This window comes from Geobacillus sp. FSL K6-3411 (assembly GCF_037965715.1).
GTDB classification, from domain to species: domain Bacteria; phylum Bacillota; class Bacilli; order Bacillales; family Anoxybacillaceae; genus Geobacillus; species Geobacillus thermodenitrificans.
In genome coordinates this window covers 436,578-453,312 of sequence record NZ_CP150187.1, presented here as the reverse complement: position 1 = coordinate 453,312, position 16,735 = coordinate 436,578, and the positions used below count along the sequence as shown (strand labels likewise).

Genomic DNA, 16,735 nt, shown 5'->3' with positions numbered 1-16,735 from the left:
CATACGGACATGGAAGAAACGACCAAATGTGAGCTCGTGTTGCACATTAACGGAGAACAACGAACGGTCATCACCCGTCAAGCCGAAACACTACTATTCGTCTTGCGGGACGAGCTCGGACTGACCGGGACCAAACCCGGCTGTTTAAATGGCGACTGCGGTGCCTGTACTGTCTTAGTCAACGGCACACCAATCAAATCGTGCATGATGCTTGCTATTGAGACTGTTGGTAAAGAAATTACCACAATCGAGGGGCTCCGCGATACTCCTATTCAGCACGCCTTTGTCCGTCACTTCGCCTTTCAATGCGGCTATTGCACGCCTGGCTTTATTATGAACATCCATGCGCTCATCGAGCAGCATCCAAACGCTGATCAGTCAACGATTCAAGAATGGCTGCAGTCAAATATTTGTCGCTGCACGAGCTATCAAGAAATCGAGGCGGCGGTGAAAGAAGCGCTTCAAGCCAAAAAAACGGACATACAGCCCTCACATAACCGGATATCCCGAGTCTAGCAGGGATATCCTTTTTTGTGCGATGATTTTTCCATCCCATTCCAAATACCTATTGACAAAAATATAACGTTCACGTTAACGTTATATCTGTAGAAAACACCGTGTATCGCGATCACGCGAAAGTGAGGGCCCAGGATGGAACGATTGAAAATTGATGACGTCGCCAAAGCGACCGGCTTAACAAAGCGGGCGATCCGCTATTATGAAGAAATCGGCTTGATCAAGCCGCCGGCACGGAGTGAGGGCGGCACACGCCTTTATACGCAGGAAGATATCGAGCAGCTGAAAAACATCGTCGCCGCCCGCGAAGTGCTCGGTTTTTCGCTGCAGGAGTTACAGCACTTTTTAACATTGAAAGAAAAAATTGAGACGCATCGAGCAGAATACCGCCAAGCCATCGTTAGCAGCGAACAGCAGCGTGAACTCGAACAAATGGCCGCCGGGTTGCACCAACAAATTGCCATGCTTGATGACAAAATGAAGAAAATGGCGACACTGAAACAAGAACTGAAACAAATGGCAGAGCAAATAGACGCCATTCTAGAAGAGAGGAGAGAAGAATAGTGGAGGAAAGAAAACAAACACGGGCGCGCTGGATTACCGTTGCCGCCGCCTTTTTGGCGTTTATGGGTATCGGGGTCGTCGATCCGATTTTGCCGGTCATCGCCGAAAGCATCGGCGCGACCCACTGGCAAGTGGAAATGTTGTTTACCGCCTATATTTTTACGATGGCGGTCATGATGATTCCCGTTGGACTTGTCGTCAGCCGCGTTGGTGATAAACAAATGATGGTGATCGGACTTGGCCTTGTCACGATTTTCTCATTATTGTGCGGTTTTGCCGCCGACATCCCACAACTGTCGATCTTCCGCGCCGGTTGGGGGCTTGGCAATGCCACCTTTTTTGCAACGGCTATGACACTGTTAATCGCTTTGACGCCGCAGGCAAGCACCGCTGTCGGCTTGTATGAGGCGGCGATCGGCCTCGGCATGGCCGGTGGTCCGCTCATCGGTGGACTGCTGGGCCAACATTCATGGCGCTACCCGTTTATCGGCACAAGCGTGCTCATTTTTATCGCCTTTTTGCTTGTCGCATTTTTTGTGTATGATCCAAACAAAGGAAAACCGAAAAAAGCAGTCGGATGGCAGGAAATGCGGCATCTGCTCGCCTTTCCGCCGTTTTTAAAAGGGGCGATCGGCGGGATGCTTTATTATTACGGCTTTTTCGTTGTTTTGGCCTATTCGCCTCTGGTCATTAAGTTATCGGCGATTCAAATCGGTCTTGTCTTTTTCGGCTGGGGGCTTTGCCTCGCCTACGGATCGGCAGCGTTGGCCCACCGACTTGAAACAAAATACGAACCGAAACAAATATTGCCTTACAGCTTATTGCTGTTTGCCGTTTTATTGCTGCTTTTAGCGGTCGCTGAACAAACATGGTTCATGATCGTCCTTATCATTTTGTCGGGCCTTGTATCCGGCTTAAACAACGCCTTGTTTACAGGCTATGTGATGGAAACATCGCCGTATGAACGCGGCGTCACTTCCGGCATGTACAACTTCGTTCGCTGGATGGGGGCGGCCATCGCTCCGGTGCTATCTGGCGTCATCGGTCACGCCGTTTCCGCAAAGGCGCCGTTTATGATCGCCATGGCGCTGTCGCTTGTTGCATTCCTTTTCCTTGCCTGGCGCAAACGGGAGCCATCGGCAACGAAAACTGTATAAAAGCAACCGTTGCGGACAAAACGAAAACACGCCCGTTTCTCGGTGAGAAACAGGCGTGTTTTTATTCGGATCATTGTCATCATCTCTTATCATCACTCTATGATGCTTTTTTCATAAGCGAACCGTTTTCTTCTCGTTAATCACCACTCCTCGTTTTTTCATTTCGTCGATGTACACATTCCCGGGAACGATTTGCTCAGGCGGATAGACGCCGCGTTTCGTAATCAGCCCTCGGCCGATAAGCTGGGCGACGACGGAAATCGTATAAGCGGTCGTGCGCGCCATCGCCGTCACCTTACGTTCGCTATCGTTGAACGTGATCGTTTCATATTCAAACACCGTTTCTTTTCCGTCTTTCCGTCCACCGACAATCACCCGAAGCAAGACGACATCATCTTTACCTCTTAAATCAAGCATCGGAGTCAATACCGCAAGCAGCACGTCACGCGGTTTAACTTTGTGGCCGCCTACTTCCACCTCGACATCGTTGCGCGTCAAATTCAAGTCAACGAGGAGCTTGAATTTTTCCGCATGGCCACGATAGCGGATCGTTTTATATTCAAGCCGTTTCAAATTCGGAAACGAGCGTGACAGCGTCGACGTCCCTCCTGATGTATGAAACGCTTCAAGCGGGCCGAACCGTTCGAAATAAATCGGTTCAACCTCAGACAGAGATGGCACTTCTTGCTTTTTACCATCGCGAATAATTAAAGACGGATCGGTGTAATGGTCGAGAAGCCCTTCTAACGAAAACACATGGTTATACTCAAGCGGCGGTTCGGGCTGAACGGGAATGCCGCCGACGTACAGTTGGATGGATTCAACCTCATCGAGCTGATTTGCCCCGTAACCGGATAAAATGTTGATCATTCCTGGGGCGACGCCCAGATCGGGGATGATCGTCACCCCAGCTTTCTGGGCTTGGTCATGGAGTTCAAGCACCCGGTCGGTAATATGGCCGATATGCCCCCCTAAATCGACAGAATGGACGCCTGTGGCAATCGCCGTTTTCGCCACTGTTTCGTTAAACCGGTAAAACAAGGCGTTGACGACCACATCATGTCCTTTCATTAAGGTGGACAGCTGCTGTTGATCCCCAGCATCCACCCGCAAGGCAACAAGTTTCTCAGACTGAAGGTGGCGTACCGTCTGCTCTGCCTTGGCCAAATCGACATCAGCCAGCGTCACTGCCTCAACGTCTTCACTTTGCACTAAATCGCGTGCAGCTTCTTTCCCCATCAGCCCCGCACCAAGCACGAGCACCTTCACCATTCATTCCCTCCTCTATCACGGATTCTTTTCCATCTGCTTACATGACTGCTGCTTTTGTTCGTCTTTATCGCAGCTACTGCTTTCATTCACCATCAATGTTTGGCGTTGATGCTCACTTCTCTTTCACTAACTATAAAGACGACTGAACAGTTCAATCATCCGTATCGATTTGTGCCCGTTGCAGCTTGCCACTGAAATCGACATAAATGCTTCTCCATTCAGTGAATACATCAAGCGCAGCGACGCCGGAATCACGGTGACCGTTTCCTGTCCCCTTTGTGCCGCCAAACGGCAAATGAATTTCTGCACCCGTTGTCCCTGCATTGACATACACAATGCCGGTATCCAAATCGCGCATCGCCCGGAACACATTGTTGACATCACGAGTGAAAATAGCGCTGGACAATCCGTAGTCGACACAATTGTTAACAGCGATCGCTTCATCCAAACTGCGGACGGAAATGATCGACACAACCGGGCCGAAAATTTCTTCGCGGGCGATACGCATGTCGGGCGTGACGTCAGTGAAAATCGTCGGTGCGTAATAAAAGCCGCGTGCATAGTCTCCATCGCTCAATATATGGCCGCCAACAAGCAGTTTCGCTCCTTCTTCTCGGCCGATGTGCACATAGCGTTCGATTTTTTGCAGCGCTTCTTCATGGATAACCGGACCAACTTTGACCGTTTCATCCAGCCCGTCACCGATTTTCAACGTCTTCACCGCTTCAAGCAGACGCCACTCGAGCTCTTGTTTCACCCGCTCATGGACAATAACTCGGCTGCACGCCGTGCACCGCTGCCCCGATGTGCCGAACGCACTCCAAACAATACCGTCAACCGCCAACGTCAAATCTGCGTCATCCATGACGATCACAGCGTTTTTCCCACCCATTTCGAGCGACACTTTTTTCAACAGGCGCCCGCACTTCTCGGCAATCTGACGGCCGACTTCATTCGAGCCCGTAAATGAAATGACCGGAACGTCCGGATGCTCAACAAGCGCGTTCCCTGCCGTCGGGCCGTCGCCGTGAACAACGTTAAACACCCCATCCGGCAGACCGGCTTCGGTGAAAATCGCTGCCAGCTCGCGCGCCATAAACGGTGTTTCAAGTGCCGGTTTCCAGACGACAGCGTTGCCGGCGACAATGGCCGGGAACGATTTCCATGTCGCGATAGCAATCGGAAAATTCCATGGGGTGATGATGCCGACAACCCCGACCGGCACCCGAACGCTCATGGCAAACTTGTCTTTTAGCTCAGACGGGGTCGTATCGCCGAATAACCGTCGTCCCTCCCCCGCCATGTAAAACGCCATATCGATGCCTTCTTGCACTTCGCCGCGCGCCTCTTCGATCACTTTCCCCATTTCCATTGTCAGCAGCCGAGCAAGCTGTTCTTTCCGCTCCTTCAGCAACAAACCGACTTTATATAATACGTCCGCTCGTTTCGGAGCCGGCACGAGCGCCCATTTTTTTTGCGCCGCTTTTGCCGCTTTGACAGCAGCATCGACATCAGCCGCTGCAGATAATGCTACTTCACCGATCGTTTCCCCATTTGCCGGATTGATCACCGGCGCCCATTGGCCGCTCAAAGCCGGTTGCCATTTTCCATTAATAAAGTTCAACGCCTTCATCGTCATCCTCCTTTGTCTATTGATTCGCTGTACGAGTAGATGTCGTTTCGCTGTTACTTTGCTACAGCTGTCCTTTTCATTGCATGATTCATGGGCTATCTCGGTCTCAATGCGGAAACTCTTCTCCAATGTTTTCATCTGTCTGACAGTCTCATCGTCACAGACAGTTGTTCCGGCTCCGTCATCACCTCAATCACGGTTGGTTTCGTCGCAGTGAGCGCCTGCTTAAAGGCAGCGGCAAACTCATCGGCTGTCTCCACCGTAACACCGTTGGCACCTAATGCCCTAGCCAATCTGGCAAACGACACTTCACCTAGTCCGCTGCCGACCACTCGTCCTGGGAACTGAAGCTCTTGATACATACGAATAGTCCCATACATCCGGTTGTTAAACACGAGACTGATGACCGGGACGCCATAACGGGACGCCGTCTCGAGTTCGGCCGCCGTCATGAGAAACCCACCATCTCCTGACAACGAAACGGCCGGCCGTTCCGGATGGGCGAGCTTCGCGCCGATGGCCGCCGGCAGCCCGTATCCCATCGCTCCTGATGTTGGGCCAATATACATATGCTGTTCCTTGAAGGAGAAAAAGGTGTGCAGCCAGCCGGCAAAATTGCCGGCATCGTTCGTAATCATTCCATCGTCCGGCAACTGCGCTTGTAGCTGAGCGATGATGGCTTCTTGCACGTTTCTTGGCGGCTGCGGCAGCCTCGCTGTTTCTTCATAAGCTTGTCGGCGCTCCAAGACCCATTCATTCCACGTCGGGACGATATGCCGCCCTAACAGTGCACACAACGCCTCGTGGGCATCGGCCGCAACGGCGATGTCCGCTGAAAACACTTTGCCAAGCGCCTCCTCGTCGATATCGATATGGATGAGCATCTGATGCGGCAGCGGCCATGTATAATCTTGCGTTGTTACTTCCGCCAACCGCGTTCCAACCGCCAAAATAACATCCGCCTGCTTGGCCGTCTCAACGACAGCTGCCGGTGCGCCAAGACCGAGATGGCCGACATAAAGCGGATGGTCATGCGGAAACACGTCATGGCGGCGGAATGCGGCAACAACCGGAAGGGAATATTGTTCAGCGACGCGACGCAGCGCCTGCTCAGCGCGCCCCCGCTTCACCCCGCCACCGGCGACAATGAGCGGCCGACGGGCAGCAGCGAGTGCCGCTTCAATCCGCTTCACCTCATCATCCGCTGGGGCTGGGCGCGGCACATCCATCGTCATCAACACCGCCTCAGCAACCGTTGACGCAAACACATCCTCAGGAATAGAGACGACAACCGGACCAGGTCGTCCCGTTTTCGCCACCCGAAATGCCCGTTGCACGAGTTCTGGAACGCGCTCGGGGTCGGTGATTTCGACTGCCCATTTCGCAAGCGGCCGAAACCATTCGTCTAGTTCTACTTCTTGAAATCCCTCACGACCACGGAATCGGCGATGCACTTGTCCTAACAGGACGACAAGCGGGGTCGAATCTTGACGTGCTGTATGAACCCCGATGGCCAAATTAGACGCTCCGACTCCGCGCGTCGCTAAGACGACACCTGGTTTGCCGGACGCTTTCGCATACGCTTCAGCCATAAACGCCGCCCCTCCTTCATGGCGGGCAGAAATGAACTGAAGGGTTGGTTCATCGTACAACGCATCCAACAGCGGCAAATAACTTTCTCCCGGCACGCCAAACAAATGAGAAATACGCTCTTGTTTTAAGCATTCGACAATCGCTTGCGGGACAGAAAGGCCACGCATCACCCGCTTTTTCATGGCCGTCCCTCCCATTCAATCGCTTTCCAGCGCCGAACGGCTTCGAGCAGCCGTTCCTTCGGAGCGGCGAGTGATATGCGCACATACCCTTCCCCTGCTGAACCAAACGCCGTCCCTGGTGTAACGATCACCCCGGCCTCATCAAGCAACCGAGCGGCGAACTGAGCGGAAGAGTAACCGACCGCCGTTGGCACCCAAAGAAAAAACGTCGCTCGAGGCGGCTGAACGGGCACGCCTATTTGCCAAAGTGCAACCGTCATTGCCTTCATCCGCTCTTCATAAATGCGGTTGTTCTCCTTTGCGGCTTCATCTCCGCTCCGCAATGCAACGGCCGCTGCTTTTTGCACCGCCAAAAATTGACACGTATCAATATTGCTTTTCAAGATGGAGAGCGCCCGAATGACCTCCTTATTGCCGACGATATAACCGATGCGGCAACCAGCCATGTTATAGCTTTTCGATAAAGATCCAAATTCGATGGCTACTTCTTTGGCACCGTCAACTTGCAGCACGCTCGGAGCAAAGGCATCACCGAATGTCAATAATGAATAGGCTGAATCATGGGCGATAAGAAAACGATGTTTTTTTGCAAGCATGACTGCTTCTATGAAAACATCGATGGTGGCTAATGATGCTGTTGGATTGCTTGGATAGTTTAATAGCATGATATTGACTCGATCATAAGTGGATGGAGTAATAGCGGAAAATTGTGGTGCGTAGTCACGGGCTGCATCCAGCGGCAAGTCGATCGGCGTGCCTCGGGCAAGGTGAATAGCAGTTCGATACACCGGATAGCCCGGGTTCGGAACAAGCACTGCATCCCCCGGATCAATCAGCGCCTGCAATAGATGGACAATGCCTTCTTTTGAGCCAATCAAAGCGAGCACTTCAGTGTCTGGGTCAAGCTTGACACCATACTGCCGCTCATAAAAGTCAGCAACGGCTTCGCGATATTCGCGGCAGCCGGCGTACGGAGAATACGTATAATTGCGTGGGTCATCCAGCTCGCGTTTCAGCGTCTCAATAAGAAACGACGGCGGCGGCAAATCTGGCGCCCCGATGCCTAAATCGATGACATCAACCCCTTTTTTCGCAAGCTCGACCTTTTTTCGCTCAAAGTCCGAAAATAAATACGGCGGCATTCTTCTCACAAGGTCGGAAGCCATCTTCATCGCGGCCTCTCCCCCTTCGATTCGATTGTTTGAGGCGCGGAACAAGCAAACGACAGGGTGTTCGATGCTGGCTGGAGCCGGATCATCACTCACCGTTGTTTGGCAACTGCCCTCTCTGAACGATGGAACTGTTGCTTTGGTGAACATGTATCATTTGTCTCGTCTAGCTCATCTCCTCTCGTAAATCATTTTATTATTCATTTCAAATAATTAGAATATCGATCGAATGGAAGGAGCTCCCTTTCGTTGCTTTTCTCACCCCCATCTACACTACCGCTTTATAAGCATAAAAGAAAAACCGGACGCCTAGTTAACGTCCGGTATACAAAACGTATCCTCTCCTTACCGATACAGCGATGAACCGCCGCGCACAAATTCGTTCGCCTTTTCTTTCATTCCTTCTTCTTTGATTTTCCGTTGCAGCTCGTGTGAGATGTTCATCGAGCAAAATTTCGGCCCGCACATCGAGCAAAAATGAGCGGTTTTCGCCGCCTCAGCCGGCAATGTTTCATCATGATACTCGCAAGCCCGCTCCGGATCGAGCGATAAGTTGAACTGGTCATTCCAGCGAAACTCAAAGCGCGCTTTCGAGAGCGCATCGTCGCGCTGCTGGGCGGCTGGGTGACCTTTCGCCAAATCGGCGGCGTGGGCGGCGATTTTATATGTAACGACCCCGACGCGCACATCCTCTTTATTTGGTAACCCTAAATGTTCTTTCGGCGTCACATAGCAAAGCATGGACGTCCCGTAGGCACCGATGATCGCGGCGCCAATCGCCGACGTGATGTGGTCGTATCCCGGCGCAATGTCGGTGACAAGCGGCCCTAACGTATAAAACGGTGCACCATGACAAAGCTCTTGTTCTCGCTCGACGTTTTCGCGGATTTTCTGCATCGGAATATGCCCCGGTCCTTCAATCATGACTTGCACGTCATGCTCCCAAGCGATTTTCGTCAGCTCACCGAGCGTCTCAAGTTCAGCAAACTGTGCCTCGTCGTTTGCATCAGCAATGGACCCCGGGCGCAAGCCGTCACCAAGCGAAATGGCAACATCGTATTGTTTTAAAATCTCGCATATTTCTTCAAAATGCGTATATAAGAAGTTTTCTTCATGGTGGGCCAAACACCATTGCGCGATGATTGAGCCGCCACGTGAGACGATGCCGGTCGTCCGATTGACGGTGAGCGGAATGTAATGAAGCCGCACACCAGCGTGGATCGTCATGTAGTCAACCCCTTGTTCAGCCTGCTCAATCAATGTCTCGCGGTACACGTCCCATGTCAACTTCTCTGGTACGCCGCCTACTTTCTCAAGCGCCTGATAAATCGGCACTGTTCCGATTGGAACTGGCGAATTGCGGATAATGTATTCACGCGTTTCGTGAATTTGTTTGCCGGTCGACAAATCCATCACCGTATCAGCACCCCAGCGTACCGCCCACAGCAGTTTTTCCACTTCATTCTCAATCGAGGAAGAAACAGCCGAGTTGCCGATGTTGGCGTTAATTTTTACATGAAAACGGCGGCCGATGATCATCGGTTCGCTTTCTGGATGATTAATATTCGAAGGGATGATCGCTCGGCCAGCGGCAACCTCCTGGCGGACGATTTCCGGGTCGATTTGTTCGCGAATCGCGACAAATTCCATTTCCGGTGTAATGATTCCTTTTTTGGCGTAATGCATTTGCGTGACCACTTTCCCCGGCTTCGCCCGCAGCGGACGTCGTGCAAACGGAAGCGACGCCGCACGGCCGGCGGTGGACTGTGGCTCCGTTTCTTCGACATCTCCTCGCTCAACAATCCAGTTGCGGCGAAGAAGCGGCAATCCTTTTTCTACATTCGGCTCAAAATCAGGATCTGTGTATGGACCGGTTGTGTCATAGACGCGCACCGGTTTGTTTTCCACCTCTCCTTGCGGTGTCTTCGTCGGTGATAACGCGATTTCTCTCATCGGCACGCGCACGTCCGGCCGTGATCCTTCGACGTACACTTTCCGGCTGGCTGGAAATGACATAAACGAGCGAATGTTTTCCATACGGATTCCCCCTCTAAATCAACGATGGTTTAGGATCCGAGGCCAAGCCAGCCGAAGCAAAGGCAAAAACGAGCCGCTCTTTGCCGTGAAAAATAAAAACGGGTCCCGCAACACGGAACCCGATCAAGGCAAAAAGGCCAAATGAACAGTCTAAGCGTCCATCTGTTCCCGCTGCCTGCTTCCCTACGCTGGCATGACCCAGATCAGGTTCAAAGGGTCAAAGAACTTCATCGCGTTCTTTTCTCAGCCCGGCTCTCGGACTCCCCTAGCAGATAAGCGTATAACAATGATGACTGACTTTTTTTTATTTTACTACATAATGAGAAAATAAACAAACCATTTTATTCCATATCACAACTGATGTACCGTGTTTCTTTCCTCAGTAAACGCGCTTTTTTTCCGCTTCACACCGAAAATTGCTTTAACATCGTCCGCATCTCGTCCGCCATCTGACCGAGCGATGCCGACGAAGAAGCAATTTCTTCAACAGAAGCCATTTGTTCTTGAGTCGCTGCCGATACATTGGCAGCACTAGCTGCTGACTGTTCGACAATTTTGGTCATCTGTTGGAACGCCTCATCCACCTGGCGGGCATGGCCCGTCATTTGTTCAATCGCAGACGATACTTGTCCAATTTGTTCGCTTACTTGACCGACCGCCTCACGAATATCGGCAAACGACTGACCGGCAACAGCGACGACGTCCAACCCTTGCGCCACTTCAGCGACGACCCGTTCCGTGGAGGCGATTGCCTGCTTCGTCTCTTCCTGGATGTAGCTAATCAGATCGGAAATTTGCTGCGCTGAGTGCGCTGACTGCTCCGCCAACTTCCGCACCTCGTCCGCGACAACGGCAAATCCTTTCCCTTGCTCACCGGCACGCGCCGCTTCGATCGCCGCATTGAGCGCCAGTAAATTCGTCTGTGACGCGATGCTCGTAATCGCTTCAGTAATTTGTCCAATCTCGTTCGATCGCTCCCCGAGCCCTTTAACGACTTGGCCGAGCGATTGAACGTGGTCATAAATAAATTGCATTTGCTCAGACATTTGCATCACAGATTGCTTGCCATCCCCTGCTTTTGTTGCCGTTTCTTGGGCGCTGTGTGCCACTTCTTTTGTTTGACGGGCAACATCACTGAGCGTTCGGGAAATATCATTGACGGATTCCGCTGTGCCGCGGGCTGCACTCGCCTGCTCTTCCGCATGGGAAGCAAGTCCGTCCATCGTTGCCGCAATTTGTTCTGTCGCCCTCGTCGTCTGTTCGGCAACAGTAGCTAACTGGTTGGAAAACTGCGACACTTCGTCCGCATGGTGTTGAATGCGGCCTATCACCTCTTGCCAAGCATCCGCCATATTGTTTAACGATGTGGCAATCGGCCGCAACTGCCGCACGCTGTTGAGCGGTACGCGCACTGTTAAGTCCCCACTTGTCATCTTGCTTAAGTATTTGTTAATGACGGCAATTGGAGCAACAAACCGCCGATAATTCAGCGTTGCCGAAATGAAGCCAACAATCGCACCAAGCAGCAACGTAGCGGCTAACGTCCACCAAAACGCCGCCCCGCGAATGCTGTTAGCTAGACATATCGCAAGGCCGATTACCGCCGTGCTCGGAATCACGACGAACATCGTGCGGATGATATAGCTCATTAACGACAAACCTTTCTCCCCCTTTTTCTATCGCCTAAAAATGTTTTATACAGCATTGACATATTCGGCAATGTGCATAGGTTTTCCTTCTTTGTGCCTAATCGAACATCCAAACATTTTGCCGATATTACATTGCGGAGATGCTTAGCCCAAAAAATTATAATGAAACGTATTTTGCGATTCTCCACGACGACACCCACCATCTCTGGCTACCGGTGGCATAGAACTGGGATATTTCCCCACATGACCTTCTAAGCCGCCTGCCCCCCGAAGTTTATCTATCTTGAACATCAACATAAAAAGCGGGCTTCCAGTTGGAAGACCGCTTCAGACTGTTGACAAAATGGGTTTCAGACGAATGTCTGAAACCCATTTTGTTCCATAAATAGACTATGTTTTCAAAAAAAGTGGGTAGGATGGGAAGCCATGCAAAGGAAAAGAAAGGGCGGTGCTTCGCCTTCCATAGGTAATTCGCCAGTTTTTTTAAATTCATGGCAGCACAAACAAGCATCGCCTGCGCCTCATTTTTTTCCAATCCCCGGTAATGCGTCCAGCGCAGACCATGCTTCTCTTTCATATCGGCGAAATCCCGTTCAATCGTCTCTTTTCGGAGGGCATAGAGTTCCCGGTATTCCGGAACATACCGCAAATGCTCTGCTTCTTCATAGTAGTCCTGCCATACGTGGCGAGTGACTACTTTGGTGTAGCTCTTGCTTTGCGTGCACTGATGAAGATACGGACAGCTTCGGCACACCGCCGGGTCCGATTTGTATTCCCGGTACCCTTCCCGATTCGTAGTAGAGTAAGATAGAACTTGATCATTGGGGCATAGATAACAATCAAAATATTCGTCATACACAAAATCTGATTTCCGAAAGAATCCATCTTTTGTTTTCGGGCGAGTGTACGGCCAAATCGGCTTTACCCCTTGTTCGAGTAAATACTTGGCAATGGCAGGAGTTTTATATCCTGCGTCTACACACACGGCTTCCGGACATGATTGGATTTCCCGTTTCACTCGTTCGAACAGCACAAAAAACGCTTGACTGTCATGGACGTTGGCTGCCGTCACGTAGGTCTGTAGAATCCATCCGTTGCGATCACAAGCTGTATGATACGAATAGGCAAACACTCGCTCCCGTTCATTTTTCACCAACAGTCCGCTCTCCGGATCCGTTTTGCTTACTTTTACTTCCCGTTTTTTTTTTTCTCAGATGGCAACGGCGATTTTCCATGAGCGATCCGATCCCGTTCGATTTCTTTTTCGAGTTCCTGTTGGTAGGCTTTGGCTTCGACTTCTGCCATTTCCGTTGTAAACTTCTTTTTATTGGCGCTTGCTTTGACATGAGTGGAGTCTACGTACAAGACACTCGAATCTACCAATCCGTGTTCAAAGGCTTCTTTTAAAATCCGTGAAAAAATTTGATGGAATACATCCGTTCCAGCGAAACGACGCGCATAGTTTTTACTTGGCGTCGAGTGATGAGGAACGGGATCATGAAGACTAAGTCCTAAAAACCAACGGTAGGCGACGTTGGTTCGGATTTGTTCGACGGTTTCACGCATGGAGCGAATCCCAAATACATACTGAATCAAATACATTTTAAACAACATCACTGGATCAATGCTCGGACGTCCATGATCAGGAGAGTAGAGATCTTTCACCACATCATAGATAAAAGAAAAATCAATGGCCGCATCCAGCTTTCTTACCAAGTGATCCTCTGGAACCAGATCATCCAGTTTCACCGTGGTTTCGGTATAGCGCCCATCTTCTTGGTGTGGCCGAAGCATCGTTCCTTTCCTCCATTTCTCCCTCGTCTTACCTTCATAATAAAACAGCTTGTCGACTTTGTCGACAAGCTGAAGCGGGCTTCCAGTTGGAAGACCGCTTTTTCCTTATTTACACCGTCGGCTTTTCGGTTGTGACATACGTTCCGGCGATAAAATCGTGAATCGACCGTTTGTCTTCCCTTGCAGCCACCATAATGGCGCTAACGATCAGACCGATGCCTAACGTGATAACATAAACAAGTCCGCCAACGAACAAGCGCAAAAACATCGTGCCGATGCCAACCTTGCCGCCATTCACTTTCGCAATCCGGATGCCAATCATCCGCTTACCGACCGTATACCCATACCAGACAGCAGGAACAATTAGGGCGTACAACAACTCTACCAAATTCGTAAACCAGTTCTCTTCCGCACTACCTGTAATCAAATAGCCGATGATTGAAATCGGAATGCCGATGACAATAGCGTCTAACAAGTTTGCCAACAGCCGCCTCCAAAATCCAGCCGGGTTTGTCACTGCCATGTATCTTTCCCCCTTCTACCTTTTCTATATTGTATTCATCACCTACAGTACAATTGTCTTTATTTTAGCCTAAATCTCAGGGAGACGTCCATACGATCAAGGCCGGCCAAGAGCCAGGAGCTCCCAGCCCGCTTCGGACCAACTACGGCGAAAAGTTTCTCATAAAAGTAGTATTGGTGAAAAATTCGTATATAGTAAACTTAGAAAGATTCCCTTTGCGTAATGGCCAGCAGCAAGAGGTCATGGGTAGACAACGCCATTTTTTATGAAAGGCTTGACAACATATGTGGGAACTTATTTTCGTATTTGCCATTCTTTTTGTCGGCAGTTTGATTCAAGGAGCAAGCGGATTTGGCTTCGGGTTGTTTTCTATGGGGCTTTTGCCGATGGTATTAACCTTTAAGAATAGCACACTATTAGTGTTGGCTTTGACGCTCATCATATCGTTCCACGTGGCGGTCAAGTTCAGAAAACACATTCGAGGCAAAGACCTTCTTTCTATTTTAAGTTTCGCCTTAGCAGGCCGCATATTGTCATTCTTTATCCTAACCTTCTATGGCGAGACGGAGATCATGAGAAAACTGTTGGGCCTTGTACTCATTGGGATGGTTATTTATCTTTATATGAGTGAAAAAAACGCCTATGCCCCATCGTTTAAAAAGCCGATCTTTCCTATGTTGATCGGTTTGATCGGCGGAATAATCGGAGGGATCTTTGCCGTAGGCGGCCCCTTTTTCGTCTTTTACTTTCTGATGCGTTATAAAGAAAAAGAAAGCTATAATGCCAATCTTCAAGCGTCCTTTGTCATCATGAATAGTTTTACGATCGTTTTGCACGGGATTCATGGAGACTTTACCGATTCATTCGTTCTGTACTTTTTGCTTGGGGCCGTCGCTGTATTGGCTGGTGTACACATAGGGCTGAAATGGTTTGAACGCCTGCCGCATACACGGATTAAAACATTGGCTTCTTTCATTGTGTTTGCGGCGGGAGTAAACTTGTTGGCCTTTTCATAGCATGTAAAAGGATGCCCGAAAAAATGGGCATCCTTTTACTCACAAATGGAGAGTCCCAACATGACAGCCCTGCCAAGTCGGCTGACATTGGCGACTTTCCCCCTATCTAAGCTTAGCAACCACCGCTGAGAAATCGTCCCGAAGCGATCCTTTTTGGATAAAATGACGGCGTAAGCAGGCTAACAGCGCACGCTCATCGAGAGAAACATACGGCGCTAGCGTATCACGGAACGTCTCAATATTTTGGCGGACAGAACCCGCCTCCCCTTCAATAGCCCCATCGGAATACAGGACAAGCGTCGCCCCAGACTCATAGCGCAACTGGCCGCTATCAACGAAAAGCCCAGGGAGCAACCCGATCGGCGCACACCCGCGATCCAATTCGAATACCGTGCCGTCCGGTTGGAATAAAAATCCGGGCGGATGGCCGGCCGATGCATACTCGATCATCCGTTTCTTCACATCAACAAGGACATACACAGCAGTAAAATAATACGTCATCTGCCCGTTTTCATGATACAGCTGGCGCATATGACGGTTCAACTCGTAGAACACGGCTTGTGGGACGATCGCTTTGCGGATGATGCCGTTAAGGAGCGAGCGAACTGACATGCAAATGAGTGAAGCCGCCGCTCCATGCCCCATCACGTCCATTAAAAAAATGCCGTACCGCTGGTTGTCGATCTGATACCATGCATACATGTCGCCGCCCAACTCCTGCGACGGAATGTATGTGCCAGCGATGTCGATTCCATTGGCTGACAACGGTTTGCTTAATACACGCTTCTGCACTTCGCGGGCCAGCTTTAAATCATCCTTCATTGCCTCCGCATAAGGCGTCTCATGCAGGCCGGAAAACAAAAATAAGTAAAAGGAAATGTTCCCTTCTTGATTGTGAACAGCCCGCACCGTTGTTCGCCTAACAGACACCGATCCGTTTTTCCGCCGCCAGCGCACCCGTCCCTGCCATTGCCCGCTTTCCACAATTCCGTTTTTGATCACTTCGTAAAACCAGGCAGCGTAATAACCAGCATAGAGCGTATGCAGCGGCTGGCCGACGACTTCCGTACTATGGCCGGTGATTTTCGTAAACGCCGAGTTGACGAACCGAACGGCAAACTCATCGTCAGTCACAAGCATCGCCTGTTCGATGGACGCATACACTTGCTCAGCGAGCCGAATCTCGTCCCTGTTTCTTTTCGTCTCCGTGATGTCCATGACAAAGCCGCTGATCAGGTTTCCTTCCTCTGCCTCACTAAGCACAGGAACTATCCGCTCAAGCACCCAACGCACAGACCCGTCCCGCTGATTAACGATGCGGTATGTTTGTGTACTCACCTTAGATTCCCAAGGGAGTGCCCATTTTGCCTCCGCTTTGGCATGGTCGTCGGGGTAGGATATTTTCATCCATATATCCTCATCATGATAAAAGGCAGCCGGAGGCAGGCCGTATAGCTGCTCACACGACGAAGAAATGAACAATATTTTTCTTTTATCCGGTGCTGCCAACCAGTATACATAATCATTCGACCCGAACAGCATGTTCATTTTTTCAAGTCTGTCGAACAACTCCCGCCATGTAAAGTTTTTGTGATGTCGCAGATATTCCAAAAACTCATCAATCATAAAA

At 50.5% G+C, this 16,735-nt stretch carries 12 protein-coding genes, 1 pseudogene and 1 riboswitch; of the genes and pseudogenes, 4 read left to right on the top strand and 9 right to left on the bottom strand.

Annotated elements, in window-relative coordinates; genetic code table 11:
- Positions 1 to 9: 9 nt before the first annotated feature.
- The 3 genes from NSQ22_RS02240 to NSQ22_RS02230 all read left to right on the top strand — a co-directional run bounded on the left by NSQ22_RS02240 (position 10) and on the right by NSQ22_RS02230 (position 2,237).
- On the top strand, positions 10 to 516 hold the full coding sequence (locus tag NSQ22_RS02240; protein WP_008881238.1) for a (2Fe-2S)-binding protein: 507 nt from the start codon (positions 10 to 12) through the stop codon (positions 514 to 516).
- Between the two features lie 135 nt (positions 517 to 651).
- Positions 652 to 1,080 carry a MerR family transcriptional regulator gene (locus NSQ22_RS02235; RefSeq protein ID WP_008881239.1) on the top strand — a complete coding sequence of 143 codons (429 nt, stop codon included), beginning with the start codon at positions 652 to 654 and terminating at the stop codon, positions 1,078 to 1,080.
- Positions 1,080 to 2,237 carry an MFS transporter gene (locus tag NSQ22_RS02230; protein ID WP_008881240.1) on the top strand — a complete coding sequence of 386 codons (1,158 nt, stop codon included), beginning with the start codon at positions 1,080 to 1,082 and terminating at the stop codon, positions 2,235 to 2,237. The genes NSQ22_RS02235 and NSQ22_RS02230 overlap by 1 nt, the downstream gene beginning before the upstream one ends.
- 111 nt (positions 2,238 to 2,348) lie before the next feature.
- Here NSQ22_RS02230 and NSQ22_RS02225 read toward each other — a convergent pair whose 3' ends face one another.
- The 8 genes and pseudogenes from NSQ22_RS02225 to NSQ22_RS02190 all read right to left on the bottom strand — a co-directional run bounded on the left by NSQ22_RS02225 (position 2,349) and on the right by NSQ22_RS02190 (position 14,089).
- A complete protein-coding gene (locus tag NSQ22_RS02225) occupies positions 2,349 to 3,506 on the bottom strand; it encodes a saccharopine dehydrogenase C-terminal domain-containing protein (protein WP_029761490.1) in 1,158 nt (385 codons plus the stop codon).
- Positions 3,507 to 3,660: 154 nt separating this feature from the next.
- On the bottom strand, positions 3,661 to 5,142 hold the full coding sequence (locus NSQ22_RS02220) for an aldehyde dehydrogenase family protein (RefSeq protein ID WP_008881242.1): 1,482 nt from the start codon (positions 5,140 to 5,142) through the stop codon (positions 3,661 to 3,663).
- Between the two features lie 134 nt (positions 5,143 to 5,276).
- Positions 5,277 to 6,917: a thiamine pyrophosphate-binding protein gene (locus NSQ22_RS02215; protein WP_008881243.1), complete on the bottom strand. Its 1,641-nt coding sequence runs from the start codon at positions 6,915 to 6,917 to the stop codon at positions 5,277 to 5,279.
- Positions 6,914 to 8,089 carry an aminotransferase class I/II-fold pyridoxal phosphate-dependent enzyme gene (locus NSQ22_RS02210; RefSeq protein WP_081157240.1) on the bottom strand — a complete coding sequence of 392 codons (1,176 nt, stop codon included), beginning with the start codon at positions 8,087 to 8,089 and terminating at the stop codon, positions 6,914 to 6,916. The genes NSQ22_RS02215 and NSQ22_RS02210 overlap by 4 nt, the downstream gene beginning before the upstream one ends.
- 342 nt (positions 8,090 to 8,431) lie before the next feature.
- Entirely contained in the window at positions 8,432 to 10,123 is a 1,692-nt protein-coding gene (gene thiC / locus NSQ22_RS02205; protein ID WP_087959853.1) for a phosphomethylpyrimidine synthase ThiC, read from the bottom strand.
- A gap of 163 nt (positions 10,124 to 10,286) precedes the next feature.
- Positions 10,287 to 10,400: riboswitch (TPP riboswitch) on the bottom strand.
- Between the two features lie 127 nt (positions 10,401 to 10,527).
- On the bottom strand, positions 10,528 to 11,781 hold the full coding sequence (locus tag NSQ22_RS02200; protein ID WP_008881246.1) for a HAMP domain-containing methyl-accepting chemotaxis protein: 1,254 nt from the start codon (positions 11,779 to 11,781) through the stop codon (positions 10,528 to 10,530).
- 265 nt (positions 11,782 to 12,046) lie between these two features.
- A pseudogene (locus NSQ22_RS02195) lies at positions 12,047 to 13,566 on the bottom strand (IS1182 family transposase).
- A gap of 109 nt (positions 13,567 to 13,675) precedes the next feature.
- Complete coding sequence (locus NSQ22_RS02190; RefSeq protein ID WP_008881247.1) at positions 13,676 to 14,089, bottom strand: RDD family protein; 414 nt, start codon at positions 14,087 to 14,089, stop codon at positions 13,676 to 13,678.
- A gap of 284 nt (positions 14,090 to 14,373) precedes the next feature.
- Between NSQ22_RS02190 and NSQ22_RS02185 the strand changes: the two genes are divergently transcribed.
- Positions 14,374 to 15,105: a sulfite exporter TauE/SafE family protein gene (locus NSQ22_RS02185; RefSeq protein WP_008881248.1), complete on the top strand. Its 732-nt coding sequence runs from the start codon at positions 14,374 to 14,376 to the stop codon at positions 15,103 to 15,105.
- 102 nt (positions 15,106 to 15,207) lie between these two features.
- On the opposite strand, the gene NSQ22_RS02180 is transcribed toward NSQ22_RS02185, so the two are convergent.
- Entirely contained in the window at positions 15,208 to 16,731 is a 1,524-nt protein-coding gene (locus tag NSQ22_RS02180; RefSeq protein WP_087959852.1) for a SpoIIE family protein phosphatase, read from the bottom strand.
- Positions 16,732 to 16,735 lie beyond the last annotated feature (4 nt).